Source organism: Streptomyces sp. TRD_SC_5 (genome assembly GCF_056836825.1).
The window spans coordinates 1813254-1839993 of sequence record NZ_JBWZZS010000001.1 but is presented as its reverse complement, the minus strand read 5'-3'; the positions used below and the strand labels follow the sequence as shown (position 1 = coordinate 1839993).

The 26740-nt window shown below is 71.4% G+C and carries 25 protein-coding genes; 17 read left to right on the top strand and 8 right to left on the bottom strand.

Annotated elements, in window-relative coordinates:
• Positions 1-56 precede the first annotated feature (56 nt).
• Positions 57-338: an Lrp/AsnC family transcriptional regulator gene (locus AC1P0E_RS08470; RefSeq protein WP_005318592.1), complete on the bottom strand. Its 282-nt coding sequence runs from the start codon at positions 336-338 to the stop codon at positions 57-59.
• On the bottom strand, positions 335-1048 hold the full coding sequence (locus AC1P0E_RS08465) for a rhomboid family intramembrane serine protease (protein WP_482741537.1): 714 nt from the start codon (positions 1046-1048) through the stop codon (positions 335-337). Before AC1P0E_RS08465 ends, AC1P0E_RS08470 begins: the two co-directional genes overlap by 4 nt.
• A 146-nt stretch (positions 1049-1194) precedes the next feature.
• On the opposite strand from AC1P0E_RS08465, the gene AC1P0E_RS08460 reads away from it, so the two are divergent.
• From AC1P0E_RS08460 to AC1P0E_RS08440, 5 genes are all read left to right on the top strand, one after another.
• The gene (locus AC1P0E_RS08460) at positions 1195-1437 is read left to right on the top strand and encodes a hypothetical protein (protein ID WP_482741536.1); all 243 of its coding nucleotides are present in this window, start codon (positions 1195-1197) and stop codon (positions 1435-1437) included.
• A gap of 34 nt (positions 1438-1471) precedes the next feature.
• A complete protein-coding gene (locus AC1P0E_RS08455) occupies positions 1472-2830 on the top strand; it encodes an NYN domain-containing protein (RefSeq protein WP_482741535.1) in 1359 nt (452 codons plus the stop codon).
• 307 nt (positions 2831-3137) lie between these two features.
• Positions 3138-4166 carry a C40 family peptidase gene (locus AC1P0E_RS08450; protein ID WP_482745693.1) on the top strand — a complete coding sequence of 343 codons (1029 nt, stop codon included), beginning with the start codon at positions 3138-3140 and terminating at the stop codon, positions 4164-4166.
• Between the two features lie 289 nt (positions 4167-4455).
• Complete coding sequence (locus tag AC1P0E_RS08445; protein ID WP_482741534.1) at positions 4456-5502, top strand: C40 family peptidase; 1047 nt, start codon at positions 4456-4458, stop codon at positions 5500-5502.
• A gap of 75 nt (positions 5503-5577) precedes the next feature.
• Positions 5578-6813 (top strand): hypothetical protein, encoded by a 1236-nt coding sequence (locus tag AC1P0E_RS08440; protein WP_482741533.1) that lies wholly within the window; start codon positions 5578-5580, stop codon positions 6811-6813.
• Between the two features lie 441 nt (positions 6814-7254).
• On the opposite strand, the gene AC1P0E_RS08435 is transcribed toward AC1P0E_RS08440, so the two are convergent.
• Positions 7255-8502, bottom strand: a complete 1248-nt coding sequence (locus AC1P0E_RS08435; protein WP_482741532.1) for a glycosyltransferase 87 family protein — start codon at positions 8500-8502, stop codon at positions 7255-7257.
• A 98-nt stretch (positions 8503-8600) separates the two neighbouring features.
• On the opposite strand from AC1P0E_RS08435, the gene AC1P0E_RS08430 reads away from it, so the two are divergent.
• Complete coding sequence (locus AC1P0E_RS08430) at positions 8601-9755, top strand: glycosyltransferase family 4 protein (RefSeq protein WP_482745692.1); 1155 nt, start codon at positions 8601-8603, stop codon at positions 9753-9755.
• 404 nt (positions 9756-10159) lie between these two features.
• Here AC1P0E_RS08430 and AC1P0E_RS08425 read toward each other — a convergent pair whose 3' ends face one another.
• Positions 10160-11956, bottom strand: a complete 1797-nt coding sequence (locus tag AC1P0E_RS08425; protein WP_482741531.1) for an AMP-dependent synthetase/ligase — start codon at positions 11954-11956, stop codon at positions 10160-10162.
• A 290-nt stretch (positions 11957-12246) separates the two neighbouring features.
• Here AC1P0E_RS08425 and AC1P0E_RS08420 point away from each other — a divergent pair, with 290 nt between their 5' ends.
• From AC1P0E_RS08420 to AC1P0E_RS08395, 6 genes are all read left to right on the top strand, one after another.
• Positions 12247-12996 carry a metallophosphoesterase family protein gene (locus tag AC1P0E_RS08420; protein WP_482745691.1) on the top strand — a complete coding sequence of 250 codons (750 nt, stop codon included), beginning with the start codon at positions 12247-12249 and terminating at the stop codon, positions 12994-12996.
• 108 nt (positions 12997-13104) lie between these two features.
• Complete coding sequence (locus AC1P0E_RS08415; RefSeq protein ID WP_482741530.1) at positions 13105-13563, top strand: SRPBCC family protein; 459 nt, start codon at positions 13105-13107, stop codon at positions 13561-13563.
• A 7-nt stretch (positions 13564-13570) separates the two neighbouring features.
• A complete protein-coding gene (locus AC1P0E_RS08410; RefSeq protein ID WP_482741529.1) occupies positions 13571-14782 on the top strand; it encodes an ArsA family ATPase in 1212 nt (403 codons plus the stop codon).
• A gap of 81 nt (positions 14783-14863) precedes the next feature.
• On the top strand, positions 14864-15334 hold the full coding sequence (locus tag AC1P0E_RS08405) for a DUF5304 domain-containing protein (protein ID WP_482741528.1): 471 nt from the start codon (positions 14864-14866) through the stop codon (positions 15332-15334).
• A 56-nt stretch (positions 15335-15390) separates the two neighbouring features.
• Positions 15391-16332: an ROK family glucokinase gene (locus AC1P0E_RS08400; protein ID WP_482741527.1), complete on the top strand. Its 942-nt coding sequence runs from the start codon at positions 15391-15393 to the stop codon at positions 16330-16332.
• A 63-nt stretch (positions 16333-16395) separates the two neighbouring features.
• Entirely contained in the window at positions 16396-17157 is a 762-nt protein-coding gene (locus AC1P0E_RS08395; protein WP_482741526.1) for an endonuclease/exonuclease/phosphatase family protein, read from the top strand.
• 203 nt (positions 17158-17360) lie between these two features.
• Here the strand turns inward: AC1P0E_RS08395 and AC1P0E_RS08390 are convergent, their stop codons facing one another.
• Both AC1P0E_RS08390 and AC1P0E_RS08385 read right to left on the bottom strand, forming a co-directional pair.
• Positions 17361-18068 carry a hypothetical protein gene (locus tag AC1P0E_RS08390; protein WP_482741525.1) on the bottom strand — a complete coding sequence of 236 codons (708 nt, stop codon included), beginning with the start codon at positions 18066-18068 and terminating at the stop codon, positions 17361-17363.
• Entirely contained in the window at positions 18061-18840 is a 780-nt protein-coding gene (locus AC1P0E_RS08385; protein ID WP_482741524.1) for an alpha/beta hydrolase, read from the bottom strand. Before AC1P0E_RS08385 ends, AC1P0E_RS08390 begins: the two co-directional genes overlap by 8 nt.
• Before the next feature lie 201 nt (positions 18841-19041).
• Between AC1P0E_RS08385 and AC1P0E_RS08380 the strand changes: the two genes are divergently transcribed.
• From AC1P0E_RS08380 to AC1P0E_RS08365, 4 genes are all read left to right on the top strand, one after another.
• Positions 19042-19788 carry a lysophospholipid acyltransferase family protein gene (locus AC1P0E_RS08380; RefSeq protein WP_482741523.1) on the top strand — a complete coding sequence of 249 codons (747 nt, stop codon included), beginning with the start codon at positions 19042-19044 and terminating at the stop codon, positions 19786-19788.
• 22 nt (positions 19789-19810) lie between these two features.
• The gene (macS, locus tag AC1P0E_RS08375; RefSeq protein WP_482741522.1) at positions 19811-21046 is read left to right on the top strand and encodes a MacS family sensor histidine kinase; all 1236 of its coding nucleotides are present in this window, start codon (positions 19811-19813) and stop codon (positions 21044-21046) included.
• A complete protein-coding gene (locus AC1P0E_RS08370; RefSeq protein WP_482741521.1) occupies positions 21043-21729 on the top strand; it encodes a response regulator in 687 nt (228 codons plus the stop codon). The genes macS and AC1P0E_RS08370 overlap by 4 nt, the downstream gene beginning before the upstream one ends.
• 99 nt (positions 21730-21828) lie before the next feature.
• A complete protein-coding gene (locus AC1P0E_RS08365) occupies positions 21829-22857 on the top strand; it encodes a 6-phosphofructokinase (protein WP_482741520.1) in 1029 nt (342 codons plus the stop codon).
• Positions 22858-23016: 159 nt separating this feature from the next.
• On the opposite strand, the gene AC1P0E_RS08360 is transcribed toward AC1P0E_RS08365, so the two are convergent.
• Together AC1P0E_RS08360 and AC1P0E_RS08355 are read right to left on the bottom strand one after the other, a co-directional pair.
• Complete coding sequence (locus AC1P0E_RS08360; RefSeq protein ID WP_482741519.1) at positions 23017-24891, bottom strand: anthranilate synthase family protein; 1875 nt, start codon at positions 24889-24891, stop codon at positions 23017-23019.
• A gap of 113 nt (positions 24892-25004) precedes the next feature.
• Positions 25005-25061, bottom strand: coding sequence for a trp operon leader peptide (locus tag AC1P0E_RS08355; RefSeq protein WP_482745690.1), 57 nt, complete (start codon positions 25059-25061; stop codon positions 25005-25007).
• Between the two features lie 292 nt (positions 25062-25353).
• Between AC1P0E_RS08355 and AC1P0E_RS08350 the strand changes: the two genes are divergently transcribed.
• Positions 25354-26706 carry a class II 3-deoxy-7-phosphoheptulonate synthase gene (locus AC1P0E_RS08350; RefSeq protein ID WP_482741518.1) on the top strand — a complete coding sequence of 451 codons (1353 nt, stop codon included), beginning with the start codon at positions 25354-25356 and terminating at the stop codon, positions 26704-26706.
• The last annotated feature ends 34 nt before the right edge of the window (positions 26707-26740 follow it).

Below are 26740 nucleotides of genomic sequence, written 5' to 3'. Positions count from 1 at the left end.
ATGAAGAATCCTTCATGTGCCGGGAGATGCGCCGGGGGCCCGCGCGCCGGAAGGCGCTACGCGTCGAGACCGATCGCGAAGGCCGCTTCCAGGTCGTGCTGCGAGTACGTACGGAACGCGACGTGCGTGTCGGTGCCCTCGACGCCGGGGATCTTGCTGATCCGGCCGGGGATGACATCCGCCAGGTCGTCGTGCTTGGCCACACGCACCATGGCGATCAGGTCGTACGTACCCGTGACCGAGAAGACCTCGCTGACGCTGTCCAGCGCGGCGATCGACTCCGCGATCTCGGGGATCCGGTCCACGCTGGTCTTGATGAGCACGATCGCGGTGATCACGGTTGGCTTTCTCCCTCGGTGGCCGGCGGCGCTGAGTTCCTCACTCTAGTCGTACGTCGACTACGTCCCCAGGCGAGGAGGAAGCCCGTGCAGAACCCGGCCACATGCGCGAGATACGCCACCCCGGGGCCGGAACCGGCACGCTGAGCCGCCACCCATTGCAGGGCGAACCAGAAGATCAGCACGATCCAGGCGGGGAAGCGCAGCGGCAGGAAGAAGAGGAAGGGGAACAGGCTCGTGACGCGCGCCCTGGGGAAGAGGTAGAGGAAGGCGCCGAGCACGGCCGAGATCGCTCCCGAGGCCCCCACCAGTGTCTGCTCCGAGTCGGCATGGACGACGGCGTACGTCACGAGGGCGAGGTAGCCGCAGCCCACATAGAAGAGGGTGAACCGGACGCGGCCCATGCGTTCCTCGGCCATCGCCCCGAAGACGAACAGGAAGAGCATGTTGCCCAGCAGATGCAGCCAGCTGCCGTGTACGAAGAGAGCGGTGAGCGGGGTGACGAGCGCGGACGGGCCGCCGCTCGGCAGCTCGCTCGGGATCACACCCCAGCGCTCGAAATACGCGCTCTGGGCGGCGAGGAGGATGTCGCCGGTGCCGTAGGCCGGATTGAGTCCCGAGAGGGGCCCGATGAGGAAGATCAGGCAGCAGAGGCCGATCGCGCCGTACGTCACTACGGGGCCCCGGGCCGCTTTTCGCCAATTGATCATGACCAGATCATCTCGTAACGGGACCGGGCAGGACAGAACGCCTCGCCGGACCCCGTCCCGCACCGTGGACGGTCCGCCGCAGGGGGTACCCGTGAGGCCGTAGGGTTACGGGCAGTAGGCACGATGAAAGAGGACGTGGACGCACGATGACGACGGTTCCCCTGCCGACTGCCGAGACCCGGTGGCGCTGCGCCCTGTGCGGCAATCTCACGCGTTTCGATGTGACCCGCTCGTCGAAGGTGATCGAGTACATGCACCTCGACCTGGCCGGAGAGGCGAAGGTCGAGGAACGCGAGGTGGTCAGTGAGACCATCGAGTCCGTGCGCTGCCGCTGGTGCAACGCGGTGGACCAGATCGAACTGGTGGACAGGCCGGGCGCCGGCTCCTGAGAGGACCGGCCCGAACGTAGTGGGGTGACGGATTGTGGAGCATGCAAGCGGCGCTGAACCGGCCGGCTCGGCCGGGGACGCCGCAGAGGTGCTCGACCGCCCGCTGCCCGAAGGCGTACGGCACAAGGTCGTCGCACTGGTCTCGGACGCCTTCGGCGGGCTCACCGTCGCCGAACTTCCGTCCCAGCTGAGGCAGTACGCCCGTTTTACGCCGACCCGGCGCGCCAAGTTCGCGGGCAACGCGATGGCCGCGGCCCTGGAGGGCGACGCGCTGTTCCGCCAGCGCATCGGCGAGCGGCTGCGCGAGGCGCAGCCCGAGCTCTCGCGCGCCCTGGAGTCCAGCTCCCCGCCGGCCGCCGCCGACCCCCTCGACGTGGCCGCCGCGGCGTACGTCCTGCGTCCCGTCGGCTGGGTCAAGCTGGTGGCCGCCGCGGGCGAAGAGGCGCTGCGGGCGGACGCCGAGCGCGCCGACGAGGCGGCCCAGCGGGAACTGGAGCGGCTGCGCGAGGATCTCGCGCACGCGCGCGAGCAGACGAAGAGTGAGACGGAACGGCTGCGCACGGAGCTGGACGCCGCCCGCAAGGAGGCCGACGTACTGAGCCGCAAACTGCGCAGCGCGCTGAGCGACGTGAAGCGCGGCGAGGCGGCCCTGCGTCGTACGAACGCCGAGACCGAGACGCTCAAGTCCGATGCCGCCGCCCGGATCACCGCCGCCGAGAGCGAGGCGCGGCGACTGCGGGCCCGGCTCGGCGAGGCGGAGGCGTCCGTCGAGGCGAGCCGCCGGGCGGTGCGCGAGGGCCGCAGCATCGAGGACATGCGGGTGCGGCTGCTGCTCGACACGGTGCTGGACGCCGCCCAGGGGCTGCGCCGCGAACTGGCCCTGCCGCCCGCGTCCGTGCATCCCGCGGACACGGTGGACGCCGTCGAGCCGGGACGTATGACCCCCAAGGACATCGCGGCCAGGGCGCTGTCGGAGACCGACCCGGCACTGCTCGACCAGCTGCTGGAACTGCCGCAGTGCCATCTGGTCGTGGACGGCTACAACGTCACCAAGACCGGCTATCCGCAGATGCCGCTCGACAAGCAGCGGCTGCGGCTCCTCGGCGGCCTCTCGATGCTCGCGGCGCAGACGGGCGCCGAGGTGACGTGCGTCTTCGACGGGGCGGAACTGGTGGCGCCGGTACTGCTGGCACCGCCGCGCGGCGTGCGCGTGCTGTTCAGCAAGCCGGGGGTGACCGCGGACGAGCTCATCAGGCAGCTCGTACGGGCGGAGCCGCCGGGGCGGCCCGTCGTCGTGGCCTCGACCGACCGCGAAGTGGCCGACGGAGTCGCCAAGTCGGGGGCGAGGCCCGTTGCGTCCGCCTTGTTGCTGAAGAGGCTTTCGCGCGTCTAGTAACTTCGCGGCGTAATGCCCGAATTGGGGAAACGCACCGTCAACTGGTCATTACTGCCAGTGTGATGTAAGTAAAGATTGTGACCACTGGGTGAGTTTTTACACCTGAGGATTTGAACTGATCACAAGAAGGTCACTAAGGTCTGCCCTCGAACCTTCGAACGGTTGATCACCCATCCGGGGTGTCAGCGAAGGTACCGCCGAGTCCATGCAATTCGGTCCATTTCCGCGGGGGAACCGAAGCGTGGAGCCGGGGATCATGTCCCCGACCCCGGTAGGCGGCTCGAGGAAGAAGGAGCTCGCCTTCGTGGCGTCCCACCGTCGTCCCAAGCAGCCGAGCCGCACTCGTGTGACCGTGCTCACCGCGACCGCAGCCGCAGCCGTCGCGCTCACGTCCCAGACCGCTCAGGCCGACCCCAAGCCGACCAAGAGCGAGGTCAAGGCCAAGGTCGACAAGCTCTACCACGAGGCCGAAGCCGCGACGGAGAAGTACAACCAGTCCAAGGAGCGGCAGGACAAGCTCAAGGACGAGGTCGACAACCTCCAGGACAAGGTCGCCCGCGGCCAGGAGGACCTCAACGAGATGCGAGGCGCGCTCGGTTCCGTGGCCAGTGCGCAGTACCGCACAGGCAGCGTCGACCCCTCCGTGCAGCTCTTCCTCTCCGCGGACCCGGACAGCTTCCTCGACAAGGCCGGCGCGATGGACCAGCTGAGCGCCAAGCAGGCCCAGTCGCTCGAGAAGATCCAGGCGAAGCAGCGCACTCTCGCGCAGCAGCGGGCCGAGGCGACGGACAAGCTCGCCGACCTCGAGGACGTACGCCAGGAACTCGGCGACAAGAAGAAGAAGTTCCAGGGCAAGCTCGCCGAGGCGCAGCGGCTCCTGAACACGCTGACCGCCGCCGAGCGTGAAGAGCTGCGTGAGAAGGAGCAGCGCGCCAGCCGCGCGGCCACCGAGCGCGTGAACCTGGGCAACGAGAAGCCGGCCTCCGGCCGCGGCGCCGCCGCGCTGAACGCCGCGGCCACCCAGATCGGCAAGCCGTACATCTCCGGCGCGACCGGGCCCAACGCGTACGACTGCTCCGGGCTGACCCAGTGGGCGTTCGCCCAGGCCGGTGTCTCCATCTCCCGGACCACGTTCACCCAGCACAACGACGGCCAGAAGCTGTACAGCAAGAGCCAGCTCCAGCCGGGCGACATGGTGTTCTTCAACAACCTGGCGCACGTCGGCTTCTACGCCGGCAACAACCAGATCCTGCACGCCCCGAAGCCCGGCACCAACGTGCGCTACGAGTCGATGGACTACATGGGCACCTTCCAGTTCGGCGTGCGTGTCTGAGCTGCGCGGCTGACGCGTATCTAATGCGTATCTGACGAACGCCAATCCCAACGGCCGTTGCCGGCACCGCCCATTCGGGCGAATTCCGGCACCTCCCGCTGACTGTCCGCCCCGCCGGTGACCTGGTTCTCCAGCGGGGCGTCACTGTTTGCGCCCGGTCTCCGCCCGGCGCGGTCTTTGGCCGCCGCGTGATCGCACCGCTACTGTCTGCTCGCGCAGCTCCCCGGTCCATTGGTCCGCCCGCCCGGGCGGCAGGGGGCTGCACGCAGTGGAAGGAGTGCGGCTTCCTGTGGTGACCCATCGGCGTTCCTCACAGTCCGGCCTCACGCAGAGCGCCCGGGTCACAGTGCTGTCCGCCGCGGCGGCGACGGCGGCGGCAGCGCTTGTCGCGTCCCCGGCGAGCGCCGACCCCCACGACGCGTCGTCGGCCATCGCCACGACCACCCAGGCGCGGGTCGACCGGCTCTTCGCGCAGGCCGAGCAGGCGACCGAGCGGTTCAACAAGGCCGACGAGCGCGCCGACCGGCTGCGTGCAGAGGTCGGTCAGGCGCGGGACATGACGGCACGCGGACAGGAGCGCATCAACCACATGCGGGGTGCGCTCGGAGCGGTCGCGGGCGCCCAGTACCGGGCGGGTGGCCTGGACCCGGCTCTCGCCCTCCTGCTGTCCGAGAACCCCGACAGCTACCTGTCCAAGGCCGCCGCTCTCGACCGCATCGGCGCCCGCCAGGTGAGCGCCCTGAGCGAACTCAAGGCCGCGCAGCGCAAACTGGGACAGCAGCGCGCGGAGGCCTCCGCCAAGCTCGGCGAGCTGGAGCGCAGCCGGGCCGCTGTCGCCCGCCACAAGCGCACCGTCGAGGGCAAACTCGCCGAGGCCCGGCGGCTGCTCAACTCGCTGCCGACACAGGAGCGCGAGGAGTTCGACGGCCGGTCCTCGCGCTCCGGCGACCGTGGTGGGACGCCGCCCGCGTTGGAGGGGGCGCCCGCTTCCGGGCGTGCGTCGGCCGCCGTCCTCGCGGCGCAGCAGGCCGTGGGGAAGCCGTACATCTGGGGCGCCAACGGCCCGTCCGGCTTCGACTGTTCGGGCCTCACCCAGTGGTCGTACGCGCAGGCCGGCGTCTCACTGCCGCGCACCTCTCAGGCACAGCGTTACGCCGGACGGCAGGTCTCCCTCGACCAGGCGCAGCCGGGGGACCTCGTCACCTACCGCGACGACGCCAGCCACATCGGCATGTACATGGGCAACGGCCAGGTGATCCACGCGCCCTACCCCGGAGCCCCGGTGCGCTACGACCCGGTCGGCATGATGCCGGTGTCGTCGGTGACCCGGGTCTGACCCGACCCGACCCGACCCGACTCGGCCCGGCCCGGCCCGGCTCGAGCCCGCCGCCTTGCCCGTACGATCGGCGGGGTGGCAGGCAAGCGGCGCGGGACTCGGTGGAGGCGGTGGGCGGGCCCCGTCCTCGTGCCTCTGCTGCTCGCGTCCGCGTCCGCGTGCACGACGCCGGGGAAGCCGGCGGACACCGCCGCCCAGGACATCCAGCGGACGCTGGACCGCAGGGCGGCGGCCGTTGTCTCCCGCGACGAGGCGGCCTACCTGGCGGCGCTCGACCCGGCGGCGACAGAACTCCGGGCGGCGGAGCGCGAGGAGTTCGCGAACCTCGCGGCGGTGCCGCTGCGCTCCTGGGAGTACCGGCTGACCGGCCTCGACCGTACGGGCGCGGGGCGCGCCACCGCGCGGGTCGAGCTGCGGTACCGGTTCGACGGGTACGACGAGGCGCCCACGAAGGTGGCCGAGCGGCTGGACCTGACGCGACGGGACGGGCGCTGGTACGTCTCGGCCGAGCACCAGGAGGCCCGTGGCGGCAGCCCGCTCTGGGAGCAGGGCAAGGTCACGGCCGTACGCGGCGCACGCAGCCTGGTCCTCGGCGCCGGACAGGACGCGAAGCGGCTGCGGGCGATGGCGGACGCCGCCGACCGCGCGGTGCCGGCGGTGGACCGGGCGTGGCCGGGCCGGTGGTCTCGGCGGCTGCTGGTCCTGGTGCCGTCCTCGCTCGACGGCATGGGGTCGCTGCTGGGCGCTCCGGCGGCCGGTTACCGGGGGATCGCGGCGGTCACGACGGGGGAGGCGGGGGGTTCGGGTGCGGCGCCGGCGGACCGGGTGGTCGTGAACCCGGAGGCGTACGGGCTGCTCGGCGACTTCGGGCAGCAGTTCGTCATGACCCACGAGTCCACGCATGTCGCCACCCGCGCCGCCACCTCCGCCGCCACCCCGATGTGGCTCTCGGAGGGCTTCGCCGACTGGGCGGCGTACCGGGGGACGGGACGGACGGCGGCCCAGGCCGCGCCCGAGCTCCGGCGAGCTGTGCGGGCGGGGGACGCCCCCGCGGCCCTGCCGACGGACAAGGACTTCACTTTCGGCCGGGACGAGGGGGCACTGGGCCGGGCGTACGAGGGCGGGTGGCTGGCGTGCGCGCTGATCGCGGAGAGGTGGGGCGAGGAGCTGCTGACCGACTTCTACCGCGCGGTGGGCGGGCACGGGGGGCGAGAGGGCACGGTGGAGAAGGCGATGCGTGACGTGCTGGGCACGACCGTGGAGGACTTCACGGTGCGGTGGCGGGAGTACGCACGGCAGCGGCTGGGCTGAAACCGCTGCGACACTTTGCGGCTCCGCCGCGTGGTGGGGCGAGCCCCGGACGCCCTACGGACGTGTCCTCAAACGCCGGACGGGCTGGATTTGCCCGCTGGTCGGGCAACCTTTCCCTCCCGGCGGCAACTTCCCCCCGAGCGGCAGCTTCTGCTCCGGGGCAACTTCCAGCTCAGCGGGCTCCCTTCGCCCAGTGGCAAGCCTCAGCCCCCGGCACCTCCAGCCCGTCCGGCGTTTGATCAGCGGTGTGTGGGGCGGAGCCCTGCAGCCCTCCGGCACCTCAGCGCCTCCGCGTTTGAGGACCTGGGTGTGGGGCGAGCCCCTGCACCCCCCGGCACCATCAGCCTCTCCGGCGTTTGAGGAGCGGGGTCTGGGGCGGAGCCGCAGTTGTGGGAAGGGGCGGGCAGGGGAACAGCTCCGCAGGACTCGACGGCCCGCACCCTACGACGCCAGTTGCTTCGGCTCCCGGGCCGCCGCACGCTGGGCCGGCAGCGCGCTCGTGTCGCCGCCGCGCGGGGCCGCCACCGTGTCCCGCCACAGCCGCCGGCACGCGAGCATCGTCGCCGCCACCAGCAGCCCATTGCGCACCACCAGCAGCAGCACGCCCAGCCCGTCGCTCGTCACCACGTGCGAGAACCACACCGGGAACTCCAGGAACGTGACCCCGGCAGCCCCCAGCACCAGCAGCGCCGGCAGCCCCATCCGGCTGCCCCGGAAGACCAGACACACCGCGGCCAAGCCGACCAGCCACACCAGGTACTGCGGGCTGATCACCCGGCTCGTCGTGGTGAACAACAGGACGGCGGCGAACGCCGCGTCGCACGGCGTCGACGCCCGGAACCCGCCCGCCCGCATCCGCCACACCACCAGCCACCCGAACGCGAGCGCCGTGAGCCCCATCGCGGCCGTGCTCACGAGCGGCACGTACGGGCCGACGAACTCCACCGAGCCGTAGTTCAGCAGCACCTCGCCCCGCCAGCCGAAGTGCCGGGCCACATGGAAGACGAGAGCGCCGAGCGACTCGACCTCGGTGCCCCGCTCGCGCTGGAAGGTGAGGAAGGCGAGCGCCCCCGGCATCGTCGCGCAGAACACCACCACCAGCCCGGCCCCGGTCGCCGCCGCCGCTGTCCAGGCGGCGCGGGTCACCCGCCCCCGTACCGTGCCGACAAGCACCAGCAGCGGCCACACCTTCAGGAGCGCTCCCAAGCCCGCGAGCGTCCCCAGGACGCGCGGGTGGCGCGTCCCCGCCAGCAGCGCCGCTACGGCGACCGCGGTGACCATCACGTCGTATCTGGCGTACGCCGTCGGGCCGAGCAGCGGCACACCGGCCACCCACACCCACGCGCCCGCGAGCCGCTTGCCGGGGCGCTGTCCGGCGTACAGCAGCAGACCCATGACCAGCGCGTCGGCCAGGCAGGCCAGTACGAAGAAGGCCGTCGCGTAGCCGAGGAACGGCAGCAGGGCGGGGGAGAGGACCGCGAGGGCGGCCGCCGGCGGGTACTGCCAGGTGATGTCGTCCAGCGGGAAGGTGCCGGTCCGCAGGATCTCGTACCAGCCCTGGTAGATCACCGATACGTCACTGGTGACGTCGGGGCCGGGCACAGTGAGTACTTTGAAGACGCACATCAGCAGCACGGTCCGGGTGAGCGCCCACACCGCGATGGGCTTTGTGCTGCCTGCGCCCGTCATGACCACCCTCGTCCGTTTCCTGCGTGGCTGAGGGAGACATGATGCAGGGCCGGACTGTGCGAGCCAAGGAGCTGGGCCGTTCGGTACTGTCGGCGACGATGGACAAGACCTTGATCGTGACCAATGACTTTCCGCCCCGCCCCGGCGGCATCCAGGCGTTCCTCCACAACATGGCGCTGCGCCTGGACCCCGAGCAGCTCGTCGTCTACGCCTCCACCTGGAAGCGCGGCAGCGAGGGCGCCGAGGCGACAGCCGCCTTCGACGCCGAGCAGCCGTTCACCGTCGTACGCGACCGGACGACGATGCTGCTGCCGACGCCGCGCGTCACCCGGCGGGCGGCCGGGCTGCTGCGCGAACACGGCTGTACGTCCGTGTGGTTCGGGGCGGCCGCGCCGCTCGGCCTGATGGCTCCCGCACTGCGCAGGGCGGGCGCGCGGCGGATCGTCGCCACCACGCACGGCCACGAGGCGGGGTGGGCCCAGCTGCCCGCCGCCCGGCAGCTGCTGCGCAGGATCGGCGAGGGTACGGACACGATCACCTATCTCGGTGAGTACACGCGCTCGCGGATCGCCGCCGCGCTCACGCCCGAAGCGGCCGCGCGCATGGTCCAACTCCCGCCCGGTGTCGACGAGAAGACCTTCCACCCCGGCTCCGGCGGCGACGACGTGCGCCAGCGGCTCGGGCTCGCCGACCGGCCCGTGGTGGTGTGCGTGTCCCGCCTCGTGCCCCGCAAGGGCCAGGACACGCTGATCCTCGCGATGCCCCGCATCCTGCGCGAGGTGCCGGACGCGGTGCTGCTGATCGTGGGCGGCGGACCGTACGCCGAGGAACTGAAGAAGCTCGCCGCCGAGACCGGCGTCACGGACTCGGTCCGCTTCACCGGGCCCGTGCCCTGGGCCCAGCTGCCGGCGCACTTCGGCGCGGGTGACGTCTTCGCGATGCCGTGCCGTACGCGCAGGGGCGGGCTCGACGTCGAAGGGCTCGGCATCGTCTACCTGGAGGCGTCGGCGACCGGCCTGCCCGTGGTGGCGGGCGACTCGGGCGGGGCGCCCGACGCCGTACTCGACGGGGAGACCGGGTGGGTGGTGCGCGGCGGGCCCGCCGCCGTCGCCGCCGACGAGTCGGCCGACCGGATCGTCACGCTGCTCCAGGACCCGGAACTGCGGCACCGGATGGGGGAGCGGGGGCGGGAGTGGGTCGAGGAGAAGTGGCGCTGGGACCTGCTCGCGGAGAAGCTCAAGACGCTGCTGTGACGACTGGGGCGCCACGTGGGCGCCTCTGCGGGCGCGGCCACCAGTGACGGATGCGCGGCGACCGGGTCACTGCGGGGGAAGGCCTCTTCGCGGGGAGCCTCCGGGCTGCCGCCCGGGACTGCGTGCCGGCACGTAGGCCGGGCCGCCGCCGGGGCCTCCGCGGCGGCCCTGGCGCCGGGCGCCACCTCGGAGGGTGTGCCGGCACCGGACACGCACCGTCTGCGCCGTGTGGCGGCCGTCTTCGCGGGAGGGGCGGCCCTGACGCTGTGGCGGCCGCCGTCGTGGCGCTCGCCGTCGGGTGCGCTGCCGTGACGTGGCTGTGCCGCCACCGCGCGTGGTGCGCGATGACGGCGGGCCCGCGGGCTCCGGTCCGCTGATGGACCACGTCACACCGTGACGGCCCGTCAGCCCCGGTAGATCGCTTCGATCTCGTCCGCGAAGTCCTTCGCGACCACGTTGCGCTTCAGCTTCAGCGAGGGCGTGATGTGACCGGCCTCCTCAGTGAACTGGGTGGGCAACACCTTGAACTTCCGCACCGATTCCGCCTTCGACACCGCCGCGTTGCCGTCGTTCACCGCCTGCTGGACGACCGCCAGCAGCTCCGCGTCGTCGCGCAGCGAGGCCGCGGTCGAACCGGCCGGCTTGCCGTTCTCGGCGGCCCAGCGGCCCAGGAACTCCTCGTCGAGGGTGACCAGCGCGCCGACGAACGGCCGCCCGTCGCCCACCACCATGCACTCCGCGACCAGCGCGTGCGCGCGGATGCGGTCCTCGATGACAGCCGGGGCCACGTTCTTGCCGCCCGCCGTGACGATGATCTCCTTCTTGCGGCCGGTGATCGCGAGGTAGCCGTCCTCGTCGAGCGTGCCGATGTCACCGGTGTGGAACCAGCCGTCCGTCAGCGCCTCGGCGGTGGCCGCCTCGTTGTTCCAGTACCCCGAGAAGAGATGCTCGCCGTGCAGCAGCACCTCGCCGTCGTCCGCGATCCGCACGACCGACCCCGGCAGCGGCTGGCCGACCGTACCGATCTTCTGCCGGTCCCACGGGTTGAAGGCGGTGGCCGCGCACGACTCCGTCAGGCCGTAGCCCTCCAGGACCGTGAAGCCGATGCCGCGGAAGAAGTGGCCGAGGCGCTCGCCCAGCGGGGCGCCGCCGGAGATCGCGTACTCGCCGCGGCCGCCGAGCACTGCGCGCAGCTTGCTGTAGACCAGCTTGTCGAAGAGCTTGTGCTTGAGCTTCAGGCCCAGCGACGCGCCCTGCGGCGTGCCGATCGCGCGGCTGTAGGCGATCGCGGTGTCCGCGGCCTTGTCGAAGATCTTGCCCTTGCCGTCCGCCTGCGCCTTGGCGCGCGCCGAGTTGTAGACCTTCTCGAAGACGCGCGGCACACCGAGGATCAGCGTCGGCCGGAAGGAGGCGAGCTCGTCCGTGAGGTTCTTGATGTCGGGTACGCAGCCGAGCTTGATCGGCGCCATGACCGAGGCGATCTCGACCAGCCGGCCGAAGACGTGCGCGGCGGGCAGGAAGAGCAGCACCGAGCACTCGCCGGTACGGAACAGCGGCTTCAGGCGCTCCACCGCGTTCCCGCACTCCGCGAAGAAGCTGCGGTGGCTGAGCACACAGCCCTTGGGGCGGCCGGTGGTGCCGGAGGTGTAGACGATCGTCGCCGGGTCGTCCGCCTTGGCGCTCGTACTGCGCTCGTCGACCGTCTCGTCCGTGACCTCCGCACCCGAGGCGCGCAGTTCTCCCACGCAGTCCCGGTCGATCTGCCAGACGTGCTGGAGGGCCGGCAGCCGGTCGCGTACCGACTCGACGGCGGCGGCGTGCCCGTCGCTCTCGACGATGACGGCGACCGCGCCGGAATCACCCAGGATCCACTGCACCTGCTCGGCGGAGCTGGTCTCGTACACCGGTACGGTCACCGCGCCGGCGGTCCAGATCGCGAAGTCCATCTGCACCCACTCGTAGCGGGTACGGGACATCAGGGCGACCCGGTCGCCCGGCCGCACGCCGGCGGCGATCAGGCCCTTGGCGGCGGCGCGGACCTCGGCGAGGAACTCGGTGGCGGTGACATCCGTCCAGACGCCCCCGACCTTGCGGCTCATGACGGCCACATCTGGGTGCTGAGTGGCGTTGCGGCGGATGAGATCTGTCAGGTTGCCGTCCGAGGGGACCTCGTACAGGGCCGGAAGGCTGAACTCGCGCAAGACTGCTGCTCCTCATCGGGCGCCGGCGCCACATCGGTGTGCGCGTCGGTTGCGGTCCAAGACCGGGCAGGTGCTCAGTGGGGTGAGCACGGTTGGACTGCCCGGACGTTACCCACCAGTAGACGGTTCCCGATAGGGGGTTCCGGCCAGATGTTCGCTGCGTCACACGCTGTGGCGGTGCTCCGGGCAGACTAGTCCAATCACCCGGGGACCCGGAAGTATCCGCAGGTCCGGCCCCCTCTACCCACGCTGGGCCCAGGCGTCCTAGGGTGATCGCCATGCGAGTGCATGTGGTCAGCGACGTACACGGGAACGCCAGGGATCTGGCCAGGGCCGGGGACGGCGCCGACGCGCTCGTGTGCCTCGGTGACCTGGTGCTCTTCCTCGACTACGCCGATCATTCGCGCGGCATCTTCCCCGAGCTCTTCGGCATCGAGAACGCGGACCTGATCGTCGAGCTGCGCACCGCCCGCCGCTTCGAGGAGGCCCGGGAACTCGGCCGCAGGCTGTGGGCGGGCGTCGACCGGGCGGCTGCCACCGAAGAGGCCGTACGCAAGCAGTACGCCGAACTCTTCGCGGCGTTCCCCACCCCGACGTACGCCACCTACGGCAACGTGGACATGCCGCAGCTGTGGCCCGAGTACGCCCGGCCCGGGACCACCGTCCTCGACGGCGAGCGCGTCGAGATCGGCGGCCGCGTCTTCGGCTTCGTCGGCGGCGGGCTCAGGACGCCGATGCGCACGCCCTACGAGATCGACGACGAGGAGTACGCCGCCAAGGTCGAGGCGCTGGGCGAGGTGGACGTGCTGTGCTCGCACATCCCGCCCGAGGTTCCCGAGCTCGTGTACGACACCGTCGCCCGCCGGTTCGAGCGCGGCAGCCGGGCGCTGCTGGCGGCGATCCGGCGGACCCGCCCCCGGTACGCGCTCTTCGGCCACGTCCACCAGCCGCTGGCCCGGCGCATGCGCGTCGGCGCCACGGAATGTGTGAACGTCGGTCACTTCGCCTCGTCCGGCCGCCCGTGGGCGATGGAGTGGTGAGCCCGGAGCGGTGAATTGGGGTCCGGCCGGTCACGGTAGCCTTCACGCGGACGTAACCCCTGACATGCCTGACCCCTGACCGGTAACCGCACTGGAGGAGCCACAGCGATGGCGGAACACACCAGCTCGAGCATCACGATCGAGGCGGCACCGGCCGACGTGATGGGCGTGATCGCCGACTTCGCCCGCTACCCCGAGTGGACCGGCGAGGTGAAGGAGGCCGAGGTCCTGGCCACCGACGCCCAGGGCCGCGCCGAGCAGGTACGCCTGCTCCTGGACGCCGGCGCGATCAAGGACGACCACACCCTCGCGTACACCTGGGCCGGCGACAACCAGGTCAGCTGGACGCTGGTCAAGTCGCAGATGCTGCGGGCCCTCGACGGCTCGTACAGCCTCGCCCCGGCGGGCGGCGGCGACCGTACCGAGGTCACCTACCAGCTGACCGTCGACGTCAAGATCCCGATGCTCGGCATGATCAAGCGCAAGGCCGAGAAGGTCATCATCGACCGTGCTCTGGCCGGTCTGAAGAAGCGCGTCGAGAGCGACCCGAGCCAGCCGAAGGGCTGATGTCTGCATGCGTACGGTCCTCGTCACCGGCCCCGGCGGCGCGGGCCGCACCACCGTCGCCGCGGCGACCGCTCTGGCGGCCGCGCGGGACGGCAAGCGCGTCCTGGTCCTCTCCACCGATCCGGCGGACACCCTGGGCGCCGCCCTGGGCATAACCACCGGCTCCGCCCCGGCCGAGGCCGCTCCGCGGCTGTGGGCCGCGAGGGTCGACTCCGGCGCCCAGTTCCGCGCCGAGCTGCTGTCGCTCCAGGAGCGCGCGGGATCCGTACTCGACCTGCTCGGCGCGAACCGCCTGGCCGCCGAGGAACTGACCGAACTCCCCGGCAGCGAACAGTTCGCACTGCTCCGCGCGCTGCGGGCCTGCGGCCAGGGCGCCGGGGACGGTTCTCCGGCGTACGACCTCGTCGTCGTCGACCTGCCGCCGCTGCACGCCGCCCTCGCCGCCCTCGCGCTTCCCGAGCAGCTGCGCCGCTACCTGCGCCGGCTGCTTCCGGCCGAGCGACAGGCGGCTCGCGCGCTGCGTCCCATGATCGCCCAGCTCGCCGGCGTCCCGATGCCCGCCCAGTGGCTGTACGAGACGGCCGCCCGCTGGGACGGAGAGCTGGCCGCCGTCGAGGCGCTGCTCGCGGACCCGGACACGACCGTACGACTGGTCGCCGAGCCGGGCCCCGCCGGAGCCGACGCGCTGGCCACCGCCCGCACCGGACTTGCCCTCTTCGGCCTCCACGTCGAGACGGTGACGGCGAACCGGACGCTGCCGCAGGACTCCCCGGACACCTGGCTCGCGGCGCTCGCCGCCCAGCAGCAGAAGTGCCTGGCCGAGTGGGCCGACGAGTGGCAGCCGACGGCGCCGGTCCGCGAGGTGCGCCACCTCGGCGGCGACCCGCGCGGCCTCGCCGACCTCGACGCCCTGGCCGCCGACGGGGCCCTGGCGGTGGAGCCGGGGCCCGAGGGCGCTGACGAGTCCTGGTCCGTGGAGGACCGCATCGCGCAGGACGGCTTCCTCGTATGGCACCTGCCGCTGCCCGGGGCAGCGAAGGAGGAGCTCGGGCTGATGCGCCGCGGCGACGAACTCGTCCTCGACGCGGGCCCGTTCCGCCGCATCCTTCCCCTGCCGTCGGCCCTGCGCCGCTGCGACGTCTCGGGGGCGGGCCTGACGGGCGGCGTACTGAGGGTGCGATTCACGCCGGATCCCCGGCTGTGGCCGCAGACCAAGTGAACCGCGTGCCGCCGTTCGGGTAACGTCGGTGGTACGAGGCGTACGTGCCGTACGAACCGCCGCCTGCCGCAGGAGTCCGCCATGAGCGATGCCACAGAGCGTCCCTCCCCCGAGCCCGCCGAGGCCCCCGAAGCCGACGCGTGGGCGAAGGCCTGCGCCGAGGACCTCGCCGCCGAGAAGGCCCGCCGTCGCGCCGAGAGCGGCGGGGCACAGCCGGGGTCCGCCGCAGAGGAGCTGCGCAAGCTCCTCGACGCCGTCGCCGACAAGGTCAACTCGTTCCAGTCGTCACTGCCCGGCATGGCCGCGCAGGGCACGGTCAGCCAGCTCATCAACCAGGCGAGGTCCGCGGTCGAGCCCGTCGTGGAGCGCAACCCGGAGGTCTTCGACCACCTGGCCGCCGCGGGCAACGAGCTGCTGGCCGCCTACCGGTCCGCCGTCCAGGGCCAGGAGGGCCGCTGGACCCGAGGTCCGGCGCAGCCGGCGGACCGTAAGAACGCCGAAGACGACGGCCCCGAAGGCCCCTCGTCGAGCACCCACATCGACCTGGACTGAGCTGCGCCTCGGGTACGGTTGGCCTTAGCGGGGCTCGACCGAAAACTGAGGGACACATGGGACTCACCATCGGCGTCGACATCGGCGGCACGAAGATCGCGGCAGGCGTGGTCGACGAAGAGGGCACCATTCTCGACACGCACAAGGTGCCGACGCCGCCGACCGCCGAAGGCATCGTCGACGCGATCTGCGCGGCCGTCTCCGAGGCCGGCAGGGGCCACCAGATCGAGGCGGTCGGCATCGGCGCCGCCGGTTACGTCGACGACAAGCGCGCCACCGTCCTCTTCGCGCCCAACATCGACTGGCGGCACGAGCCGCTGAAGGACAAGGTCGAGCAGCGGGTGGGGCTGCCGGTCGTGGTCGAGAACGACGCGAACGCGGCGGCCTGGGGCGAGTACAGGTTCGGCGCGGGCCAGGGCCACGAGGACGTCATCTGCATCACCCTCGGCACCGGCCTCGGCGGCGGCATCATCATCGGCAACAAGCTGCGCCGCGGACGCTTCGGCGTGGCCGCCGAGTTCGGTCACATCCGGGTCGTCCCCGACGGCCTGCTGTGCGGTTGCGGGAGCCAGGGCTGCTGGGAGCAGTACGCGTCGGGGCGCGCCCTCGTCAGGTACGCCAAGCAGCGTGCCAACGCCACCCCCGAGAACGCCAAGATCCTCCTCGCCCTCGGCGACGGTACGGTCGAGGGCATCGAGGGCAAGCACATCAGCACCGCCGCCCGCCAGGGCTGCCCGGTGGCCGTCGACTCCTTCCGCGAGCTGGCCCGCTGGGCGGGCGCGGGCCTGGCCGACCTGGCCTCGCTCTTCGACCCGTCGGCGTTCATTGTCGGCGGCGGCGTCTCGGACGAGGGCGAGCTGGTCCTCGACCCGATCCGCAAGTCGTTCCGGCGCTGGCTGATCGGCGGTCAGTGGCGTCCGCACGCGCAGGTGCTCGCGGCGCAGCTGGGCGGCAAGGCCGGCCTGGTCGGCGCGGCGGACCTGGCGCGCCAGGGCTGAGGCGGTTGCCTGTGCCCGCTGTGCCCCCTTGGGGTGCGGCGGGCATTTCCGTATCGTGATCACATGGCGACGAGCCCGATCAATACGCTGAGTACGCTGCCCGAGTCCCGTACCGAGGCCGACGGTTCGGCCGTCATCCGTGTCCTCAGCTACAACATCCGCTCGATGCGCGACGACCGCGAGGCGCTGGCCCGGGTCATCAGTGCCTGCGAGCCCGACCTCGTCCTCGTCCAGGAGGCGCCGCGGTTCTTCCGCTGGCGCAAGCGCGCCGCGTGGCTCGCGGCCCACAGCGACCTGGTGACGCTCGGCGGCGGAGCGACCGCTTCGGGCCCGCTGCTGCTGTGTTCGCTGCGGGTGACGGTGGAACGTACGGAGGATGTGCTGTTGCCGCGTACGCCGGGGCTGCACCGGCGGGGGTTCGCGACGGCGGTGGTGCGGATCGGGGGCGCGAGGCTCGGCGTACTGAGCTGCCACCTCAGCCTCCAGAGTCAGGAGCGGTACGCACAGGGCGGGCTGCTGCTCGACCGGCTGAAGGAGATGGACGTGCCGCACGCGGTGGCGGGCGGCGACCTCAACGAACGGCCGGACGGGCGGACTTTCCGCCGGCTGGCGGGGGAGCTGCAGGACTGCTGGGCGGTGAAGCCGTGGGGCGGCGAGTACACCTCGACCCCGGTCAGCCGCCATCAGCGCATCGACGCGGTCTTCGCGACACCGGGGGTCGAAGTCCTGGGCTGCGGCGTCCCGTTGGGCCTCCCGGAGGCGGACGTACGCGCGGCCACGGACCACCTTCCGGTGCTGGCGGCCCTGCGTGTTCCGGCGTCGTAACCGCCGCTGACCGGAGCGGAGCGTTTCTTTCCCCCTCCGAAGCCCACCACCCCAAGGTCCCGACTCCACAGAAACCCCCACCCCGCCCGGGAGCCCGCGCCGGGTGGAAGCCGGGCTCGTGCGGGGGCCGGGGCGGGCCCCTCACGCGGCGGAGGTGCGAAATGGCACCGCCCAGAAGGGGCGGGGTGGGGAAAGCGAGGTCTCTAGACGACCGCGCCGCGGCCCGGGTCGTCGTCCTCGTCGTCGTCGTGCGTCATCCGCGCCACCAGCGTGGCGAACCCGCCCAGGAAGCCGCCGACGCCGAGCGTCGTCAGCCACCACGTCATGTCCCACTGGAGCAGCACCGCGACGAGCAGCAGCACCGGGCCGCCGATGACCGCCAGCCAGGCGAACCTGGCCGTGGTGTCGGCCGGCGGCAGTGGCGGCGGCTCCGGCGGTACGAAGTGGCCCTCGTCGCTCGCGTCGAGGTCGTCCTCGCCCGGCTCCTCGAGCGAGTAGTTGCGCGGGCCGTCGATGCCGGGGGCGAAGACGACGGAACTGCCGAGCGGTCTCTCCCGGTCCGGTTCCGGGGCCGCGTCCGGTTCCGGGCCCGGGGCCGTCGTGTCCGGCTCGGCCGCCGCCGCCTCAGTGTCCTTGTCCGGAGACTTCTTCGGGCGGTCGCCGCCCATGCTGTTGATGTCGCCCTCCGGCAGGAAGAGGTCCTCGATCGACTTGAACGGCTTCGCACCCGGCGGGTCCGGCGGCTCCTCGCCGTACCCCGCGACGATCGCGGCCCACGCCTCTTCCTCGTCGACGGACCTCCCGCCGGACTCCGCGGACTCTCCGGAGGCGGCTGCCCCGGGCGCCCCCGCCGTCTCGTCCGGCTCCCGTTCCTCCTCGCGGCCCGCAGGCTCCGCGTCGTGCTCAGCCACCGGTCGTGCTCCCCTTCTTCCCGACACTCGGAGCGAGGCGGCCGATGAACGCGTAACTCTCGTCGAAGATCCGCTCCGCGTCATGGTCCAACGTCGCGACGTGGTAGCTCTGTTCCAGCAGGATCTCGGTGACGTCCGTCGACGAGACCCGGCTGAGGATGCGGGCCGAGTCCGCCGCCGGCACCACATGGTCCTGCGGGCTGTGCAGCAGCAGCATCGGCTGCGTCACCTGCGGAAGCTCCGCGTCGACGAGCCGGAAGAAGGTCCGCACGGAGTGCGCCGCGTGCAGCGGGACGCGGTCGTAGCCGACCTCCTCGGCGCCCGCCTTCGCGATGTCACTGCGCAGACCCTTTGTCGTACGTACGAGATGGCGGGCCACCGGCAGTGCGTACGCCGACAGGCCGTGCACCTTGTTCGCCGGGTTGACCACGGCGATCCCGGAGATCGCGTCCCCGTGCTTCGCGGCCAGCCGCAGCGTCAGCGCCCCGCCCATCGAGAGCCCGAACACGAAGACCTGGCCGCACTGCTCACGCAGTACGCGCAGCTCGCGGTCGACCTCCGCGTACCAGTCCTGCCAGCCCGTGAGCTGCATGTCCTCCCAGCGGGTGCCGTGCCCGGGCAGCAGCGGAAGGGAGACGGTCAGTCCGCGCTCGGCCAGATGGTCCGCCCAGGGGCGCAGCGACTGCGGGGAACCGGTGAAGCCGTGACAGAGGAGGACGCCGACCTCTCCGCCCTCGTGGCGGAACGGCTCGGCTCCAGGAAGGACCGGCACCGGGGTCTCCTGTTCATGAGTGTGAGTCCGACGCTGAAGTCTTGGACTGCTGAGGGGGCGCGAAGGTGTACTTCACCGTACGCGACCGGACCGACACCGACCAGGTCCGTCGGGCAGCCTTGTTGGGAGAGAGCGCAGGCCCGGCACGGGTTATGGTCATGTCGACAGACAAGGGAAGGCACTCGGTTGATCTACGGCGCTATGAAGTTCTCCATCGGAGGGTCACTGAAGGTCGCCTTCAGGCCCTGGGTGGAGGGCCTCGAGAACATCCCCGCCGAGGGCCCCGCGATCCTCGCGAGCAACCACCTGTCCTTCTCGGACTCCTTCTTCCTGCCCGCGGTCCTCGACCGCAAGGTCACCTTCATCGCCAAGGCGGAGTACTTCACCTCGCCCGGTGTGAAGGGGAAGCTCACCGCCGCGTTCTTCAAGGGCGTCGGCCAGCTCCCCGTGGACCGCTCGGGTGCGCGCGGCGCGGGTGAGGCGGCGATCAAGGCCGGCATCGACGTCATCGAGGGCGGCAACCTCTTCGGCATCTACCCGGAGGGCACCCGCTCGCCCGACGGCCGTCTCTACCGCGGCAAGCCCGGTGGCCTCGCGCGCGTGGCCCTCGCCACCGGCGCGCCCGTGATCCCGGTCGCGATGATCGACACCGAGAAGATCCAGCCGCCCGGCAAGCTCGTGCCCAAGCTGATGCGCCCGGGGATCAAGATCGGCAAGCCGCTGGACTTCAGCCGCTATCACGGCATGGACGGCGACCGGTTCATTCTGCGGTCGGTGACCGACGAGGTCATGTACGAGATCATGAAGCTTTCCGGCCAGGAGTACGTCGACATCTACGCCACGGCGGCCAAGCGCCAGATCGCCGACGCGGAGAAGGCGGCCAAGGCCGAAAGGGCCGAGCTGGAGAGGGCCGAGAAGGCCAAGCAGGCGGAACGGTCCGGCGCGTAACAGTGTCCGTCACGGGGTGGGGATGATGGCCAAGGCTCAGCGTGAGCATGTCGTGCGCATGTCGGTCGAGCAGCCGCTGTGGCGTGCGCTGACCGGCTATCGCGTCATGACGACGGTGTACGCGGTGCTCCTGTTCGTCTTCACGCGGGAGAAGTTCGAGCGCCCCTGGGTGGCCGTCGCGTTCCTCGCGGTGATGTCCGTCTGGACGCTCGTCACGCTCCCCAAGGTGGCGAACGCGGCCAGCTGCACCAAGCGTTTCCTCGTCTCCGACCTCGCGATCGCCCTCACGGGCATCATGCTCACCCCGCTCGCCGACTTCCACGCGCAGCAGGTCGACGGCCCCACGCTGCCGACGATATGGACCGCGGGTTCCGTTCTCGCGTTCGCGATCAAGGGCGGCTGGCGCTGGGCGGCCTTCGCCTCGTCCTTCGTCGCCGCCGCCAACATCGTCGAGCGCGGCGAGCCCAGCCGGGACACGTTCCACAACGTCCTGCTGGTGTGGGTCGCCTCCATCGCGATCGGTTACGTCGTCGAGGTCGCCCGCGCCTCCGAGCGCACCCTCGCCCGAGCCCTGGAGATCGAGGCCGCCACCCGTGAGCGCGAGCGCCTCGCCCGCGACATCCACGACAGCGTGCTCCAGGTGCTCGCCATGGTGCAGCGGCGCGGCACCTCCCTCGGCGGCGAGGCGGCCGAACTGGGCAGGATGGCCGGGGAACAGGAGGTCGCGCTGCGCACCCTGGTGTCGAGCGGCCTCGTACCGGCCACGCGGGCCTCGGAGGACGCCGCGCTGGGCGCCGTGGTCCGTACGGTCGAGGTGGACGACGAGGAGTACGAGGGTTCCGACGGCGCGCGCCCCTGCGACCTGCGCTCCCTGCTCGCCCCGCACGCCGGGTCCAAGGTCAGCTTCGCCGAGCCCGGCGCCCCGGTCCTGCTGGAACCGGCGGCGGCCATGGAGCTCGCGGCGGCTGTCAGTGCCGCACTGGACAATGTGCGCAGGCACGCCGGGGAAGACGCCCAGGCGTGGATTCTGGTCGAGGACTGGCCGGAAGAAGTGATCGTGACGGTACGGGACGACGGCCCCGGCATCCCGGAGGGCCGGCTCGCGCAGGCCGAGGGGGAGGGGCGCCTCGGTGTCGCTCTGTCGATCCGCGGGCGGCTGCGGGACATCGGCGGCACCGCCGAGCTGATCTCGGTTCCGGGGCAGGGCACGGAAGTCGAATTGAAGGTTCCACGGGGGAAGGCGGGACAGGCGCGATGAGCGACGAACAGCAGACGGGCAAGACGATCCGGGTGATGGTGGTCGACGACCACCCGATGTGGCGGGACGCGGTCGCCCGCGACCTCGACGCGGCGGGCTTCGACGTGGTGGCCACGGCGGGCGACGGGCCGCAGGCGGTGCGCCGCGCCCAGGCCGTCGGCCCCCAGGTCCTCGTCCTCGACCTCAATCTCCCCGGCATGCCCGGCGTCCAGGTCTGCAAGGAACTCGTCGGCGCCGACCCGGCGCTGCGCGTCCTGGTGCTGTCCGCGAGTGGCGAGCACGCCGACGTACTGGAAGCGGTGAAGTCGGGTGCGACGGGCTATCTGCTGAAGTCGGCGGGGCCCGAGGAGCTGATCGACGCGGTACGGCGCACGGCCGCAGGCGACCCCGTCTTCACCCCGGGCCTGGCCGGCCTGGTCCTCGGCGAGTACCGCCGGCTGGCCTCGGACCCGCTGCCCGCCGCCTCCTCGCACGAGCCGAAGGCGCCGCAGCTCACCGACCGCGAGACCGAGGTGCTGCGGCTGGTCGCGAAGGGCCTCTCGTACAAGCAGATCGCCGAACGCCTGGTGATCTCGCACCGCACCGTGCAGAACCACGTGCAGAACACACTCGGCAAGCTCCAGCTGCACAACCGCGTGGAGCTCGTCCGCTACGCGATCGAACGCGGCCTCGACGACGCTTAGTACGACCCGGAATTGCCCGACGCCCCATGTCGCTGTGACCTGGATCACCACTAGCGTGGCGCCACACGGCACTGCTGAATGTGGCGAAGGGACAATTTCATGCGGGTCGGAGTACTGACCGGGGGAGGCGACTGCCCCGGGCTCAACGCGGTCATCCGCGCCGTCGTCCGCAAGGGCGTGCAGGAGTACGGCTACGACTTCACCGGCTTCCGGGACGGTTGGCGCGGACCGCTCGAAGGCGACACCGTACGACTCGACATTCCGGCCGTACGCGGCATCCTGCCCCGCGGCGGCACCATACTCGGCTCCTCGCGGACCAATCCGCTCCAGGCCGAGGACGGCATCCGAAGGGTCAAGGAGAACCTCGCCAAGCGCGAGGTCGACGCGCTCATCGTGATAGGCGGCGAGGACACGCTGGGTGTCGCTGCCCGGCTGTCCGACGAGTACGGCGTCAAATGTGTCGGCGTACCCAAGACCATCGACAACGACCTCTCCGCAACCGACTACACCTTCGGTTTCAACACAGCCGTCGGCATCGCGACCGAGGCGATCGACCGCCTCCACACCACCGCCGAGTCGCACATGCGCGTCCTCGTCGTCGAGGTCATGGGCCGGCACGCGGGCTGGATCGCCCTGCACTCGGGCCTGGCGGGCGGCGCGAACGTCATCCTCATCCCCGAGCAGCGCTTCGACATCGAGCGGGTCTGCGGCTGGATCACCTCCCGCTTCAAGGCGTCGTACGCGCCGATCGTCGTCGTCGCGGAGGGCGCGATGCCCAAGGACGGCGAGATGGTCCTCAAGGACGGCACGCTCGACTCGTTCGGGCATGTGCGGCTCTCGGGCGTCGGCGAGTGGCTGGCCAAGGAGATCGAGAAGCGGACGGGGAAGGAAGCGCGCACCACCGTTCTCGGGCATGTGCAGCGCGGCGGTACTCCGAGCGCCTTCGACCGATGGCTGGCGACCCGGTTCGGGCTGCACGCGATCGAGGCCGTAAGGGACGGCGACTTCGGCAAGATGGTCGCGCTCCAGGGAACGGACATCGTGCGGGTGCCGATCGGGGAGGCGACGGCGCGGCTGAAGACGGTCGATCCGGCCCTGTACGCGGAGGTCGGCGTCTTCTTCGGCTGACCGCGCCGCCGCTGCGCGGGGGGCTTGTTCCCCACCCCGCCCCTTCCCGAACCGGGGGCAAGCCCCCAGCCCCCGACGCCCTCCGGGCATGTCCTCAAACGCCGGACGGGCTGAATTCGGGTAGGGCCGGGTAGGGGGAACAAGCCCCGGGCACCCCGCCTACCGCCGGCCGAGCAGCGACGGCGTCAGCAGGTCAGTGACCATGGCCGCGCCGCGCAGGGTCAGCACCGACTCCGGGTGGAACTGCACCGAGGCGAAGCGGGCCGCCCGCAGGGCGTGCACCTCTCCTGTGGCGGGGTCCCGACTGACCTCTACGCCGTGCGCGGCCAGCTCCGCCGCCTGCTCCTCGTCGCAGCCGGCGACAAAGCTGTTGTAGAAACCGACGGTCTCGGGCCGCCCGAAGAAGTCGATCCGCGCCTGCGCCCCCTGGTACGGCACCCGCTTGCGTACGATCCCCAGCCCCAGCTCGGCCGCCAGCAGCTCGTGTCCCAGACAGACCCCGAGCAGCCCGTGCCGGTGCCCGCGCACCAGCTCCGCCGCGAGTCCCCGCAGGAACCGCATCTTGCCATCGCCCGCGTCGGAGGGATCGCCCGGCCCGGGGCCGAGCACCACGGGGCCCTCGTGCGCGAGCGCGGCAGCCCGCAGGCCCGGCTCGTCGTACCGCCGTACGGACACGTCGAGGCCCGACGAGCGCAGCAGGTGCGCGAGCATCGCCGTGAAGGTGTCCTCCGCGTCGATCACCAGCGCGTGCCCGGTCAGGGACGACGACCGCTCCTGCATCCGCAGCCAGAAAGGCGCGAGGGACGCGCGCCGCGAGTCGAGCGCCTCCCGTACGCGCGGATCGTCCGCGAGCTTCGGCCGTACGCCCTCGTGCGCGGGCCGCGCCGGACGCACGCCCAGCGCCGCCAGCACCCCCGCCGCCTTGGCGTGCGTCTCGGCGACCTCGCTGTGCGGGTCCGAGTCGCGCACCAGCGTCGCGCCGACCGGCACCCGCAGCCCGCCGTCCGGTGCGATGTCCGCGGTACGGATCAGGATGGGCGAGTCCAGGGTCTGGGCGCCGCCCGCGTCCCGGCCGATGAGGGCGAGCGCGCCCGCGTAGTAGCCACGGCCACCGGGCTCGTACCGCTCGATGACGCGGCAGGCGTTCTGCACCGGCGATCCCGTGACGGTCGCTGCGAACATCGTCTCCTTCAGTACTTCGCGCACGTCGAGGGAGGAGCGGCCGCGCAACTCGTACTCGGTGTGCGCGAGATGGGACATTTCCTTCAGGCGCGGGCCGACGACGACCCCGCCCATGTCGCCGACGGTGCACATCATCTTGAGCTCTTCGTCGACGACCATCGAGAGCTCGGCGGTCTCCTTGCCGTCGTCGAGGAAGTCCAGCAGGCCCTCGGCGCCGGGCCCGTCCGAGGGGTAGCGGTACGTACCGCTGATGGGGTTCATCACGACGGTCCCGCCGCTCATCCGGACGTGGACCTCGGGGCTCGCGCCGACGAGCGTGCGCTCCCCGGTGTGCACGACGAAGGTCCAGTACGCCCCTCGCTCTCCGGTGAGCAGCCGCCGGAAGAGCGCCAGGGCGTCGGCCCGCGAGAACCCCGGAATCTCGCCCTCGAAGGTGCGGCGGATGACGAAATTCGCGCCCTCGCCGCGCCCGATCTCGTCGTCGATGACCCGCCGTACGATCCCGGCGTACTCCTCGTCGCCCACGTCGAACGCGCCGCCCTCCACCCGCACGTCGTGGGCGGGAAGCTGCGCCAGGACGTCGTCGAGCGCCAGCGCGTACGTCTCTCGCGCGACCAGCACACTCAGTGGCGTCCCGTCGTCGCGTACGTCGAACCCGCGCTCCCGGATCTGCCGGAACGGGACCAGCGCGAGCACCGGCGTGTCCCCGGCGCCGGCCGGGATGTCGGCCAGGCGTGCGGCCTCGTGCACGTCACCGATCAGCACCTCGACGGTGTCGTGGTCCTGGCCGGGCGTCCGCCTGCGCAGCAGCGCGAAGGGGCGGGTGTCGTCGAGGAGCGTGCTGATCAGCATGGTGGTGTTCCTTCCGGGGGGATGCGGTCGATCCGGGTGGAGAGGAACAGCCCCTGGGAAACACCAAAGGCCGCCCCTCGGGCGGCCTTCGCGATCAGTGTTGCGCGCGATTGTCAGTGGGCCGCCGGATGAGCGGTCCACCACCAGGTCTTAGTCGTCTGCGCGAACATGCATCGCACCCTAGCGGATGCGGCCGTCGGCTTCACGCGTGTCCCGGCGACGTATCAGCGTGTCGAGAGCGGCGTCGAGGCAGGAACGGATGAGGCTGCTGCCCGGCATGCCGGGCGATCCGGAGACCTGGACGGGATCCTGCGGGACGCCTTCCCCGTCGTGGCGTGTGAGGGCGGCGAGCTGCTCGCACTCGCGGCGCCGAGCGCGGGGGAGCGGTCCATGCGAGCGGCCGCCGTCTCATCTGGTGGGCCAGAGAATGGACCGGGGAGCTGACCACGTAATGTTGTCAGGGTGACCGTGAACGCTAAGACCACCCCTAACGGTGGCAACACCTGGCGAGACCTTCCCGCGGCGCAGCAGCCTGAGTACCCCGATGCCGAGGCTCTGCGCGATGTGATCGCGGACCTCGAGTCGTATCCGCCGCTCGTCTTCGCGGGCGAGTGCGACCAGCTGCGCGCCCGACTGGGAGCCGTCGCCAAGGGCGAGGCGTTCCTGTTGCAGGGCGGCGACTGCGCCGAGGCCTTCGACGGCGTTTCCGCCGACCACATCCGAAACAAGCTCAAGACCCTTCTCCAGATGGGCGCGGTACTGACGTACGCCGCCTCCGTGCCCGTCGTGAAGGTGGGCCGGATCGCCGGCCAGTACTCCAAGCCGCGCTCCAAGAACACCGAGACCCGCGACGGCGTGACCCTGCCGACCTACCGCGGCGACTCGGTCAACGGCTTCGAGTTCACCGAGAAGGCCCGGATCCCGGACCCCGAGCGGCTGAAGCGGATGTACAACGCGTCCGCCTCGACGCTGAACCTCGTGCGCGCCTTCACCACGGGCGGTTACGCCGACCTGCGCCAGGTGCACGCCTGGAACCAGGACTTCGTGAAGTCCTCGCCCTCCGGTCAGCGTTACGAGCAGCTCGCCCGCGAGATCGACAACGCGCTGAACTTCATGAAGGCCGCGGGGACCGACCCCGCCGAGTTCCGCACGGTCGAGTTCTACGCCTCGCACGAAGCGCTGCTCATGGACTACGAGACCGCCCTGACCAGGGTCGATTCGCGTACGGGCCACCTGTACGACGTATCGGGCCACATGCTGTGGATCGGTGAGCGCACCCGCCAGCTCGACGGCGCGCACATCGAGTTCGCCTCGAAGATCCGTAACCCGATCGGCGTGAAGCTGGGCCCGACGACCACGGTCGACGAGGCGCTGAGTTACGTCGACAAGCTCGACCCGGACCGTGAGCCCGGCCGGCTGACCTTCGTCGTCCGCATGGGCGCCGACAAGGTCCGCGACAAGCTCCCCGAGCTGGTCGAGAAGGTCACCGCCTCCGGCGCCGCCGTGGCGTGGGTGACCGACCCGATGCACGGCAACACCTACGAGGCCGCCTCCGGCCACAAGACGCGTCGCTTCGACGACGTACTTGACGAGGTCAAGGGCTTCTTCGAGGTGCACAAGGGCCTCGGTACGCACCCGGGCGGCATCCACGTGGAGCTGACCGGTGACGACGTCACCGAGTGCGTGGGCGGCGGCGACGAGATCTTCGTCGACGACCTGCACCAGCGCTACGAGACGGCCTGCGACCCGCGGCTCAACCGCAGCCAGTCGCTGGACCTGGCGTTCCTGGTCGCCGAGATGTACCGCGACCAGTAGGCGGTAGCAGCACAGAACGGCTGTGGGGCGCGGA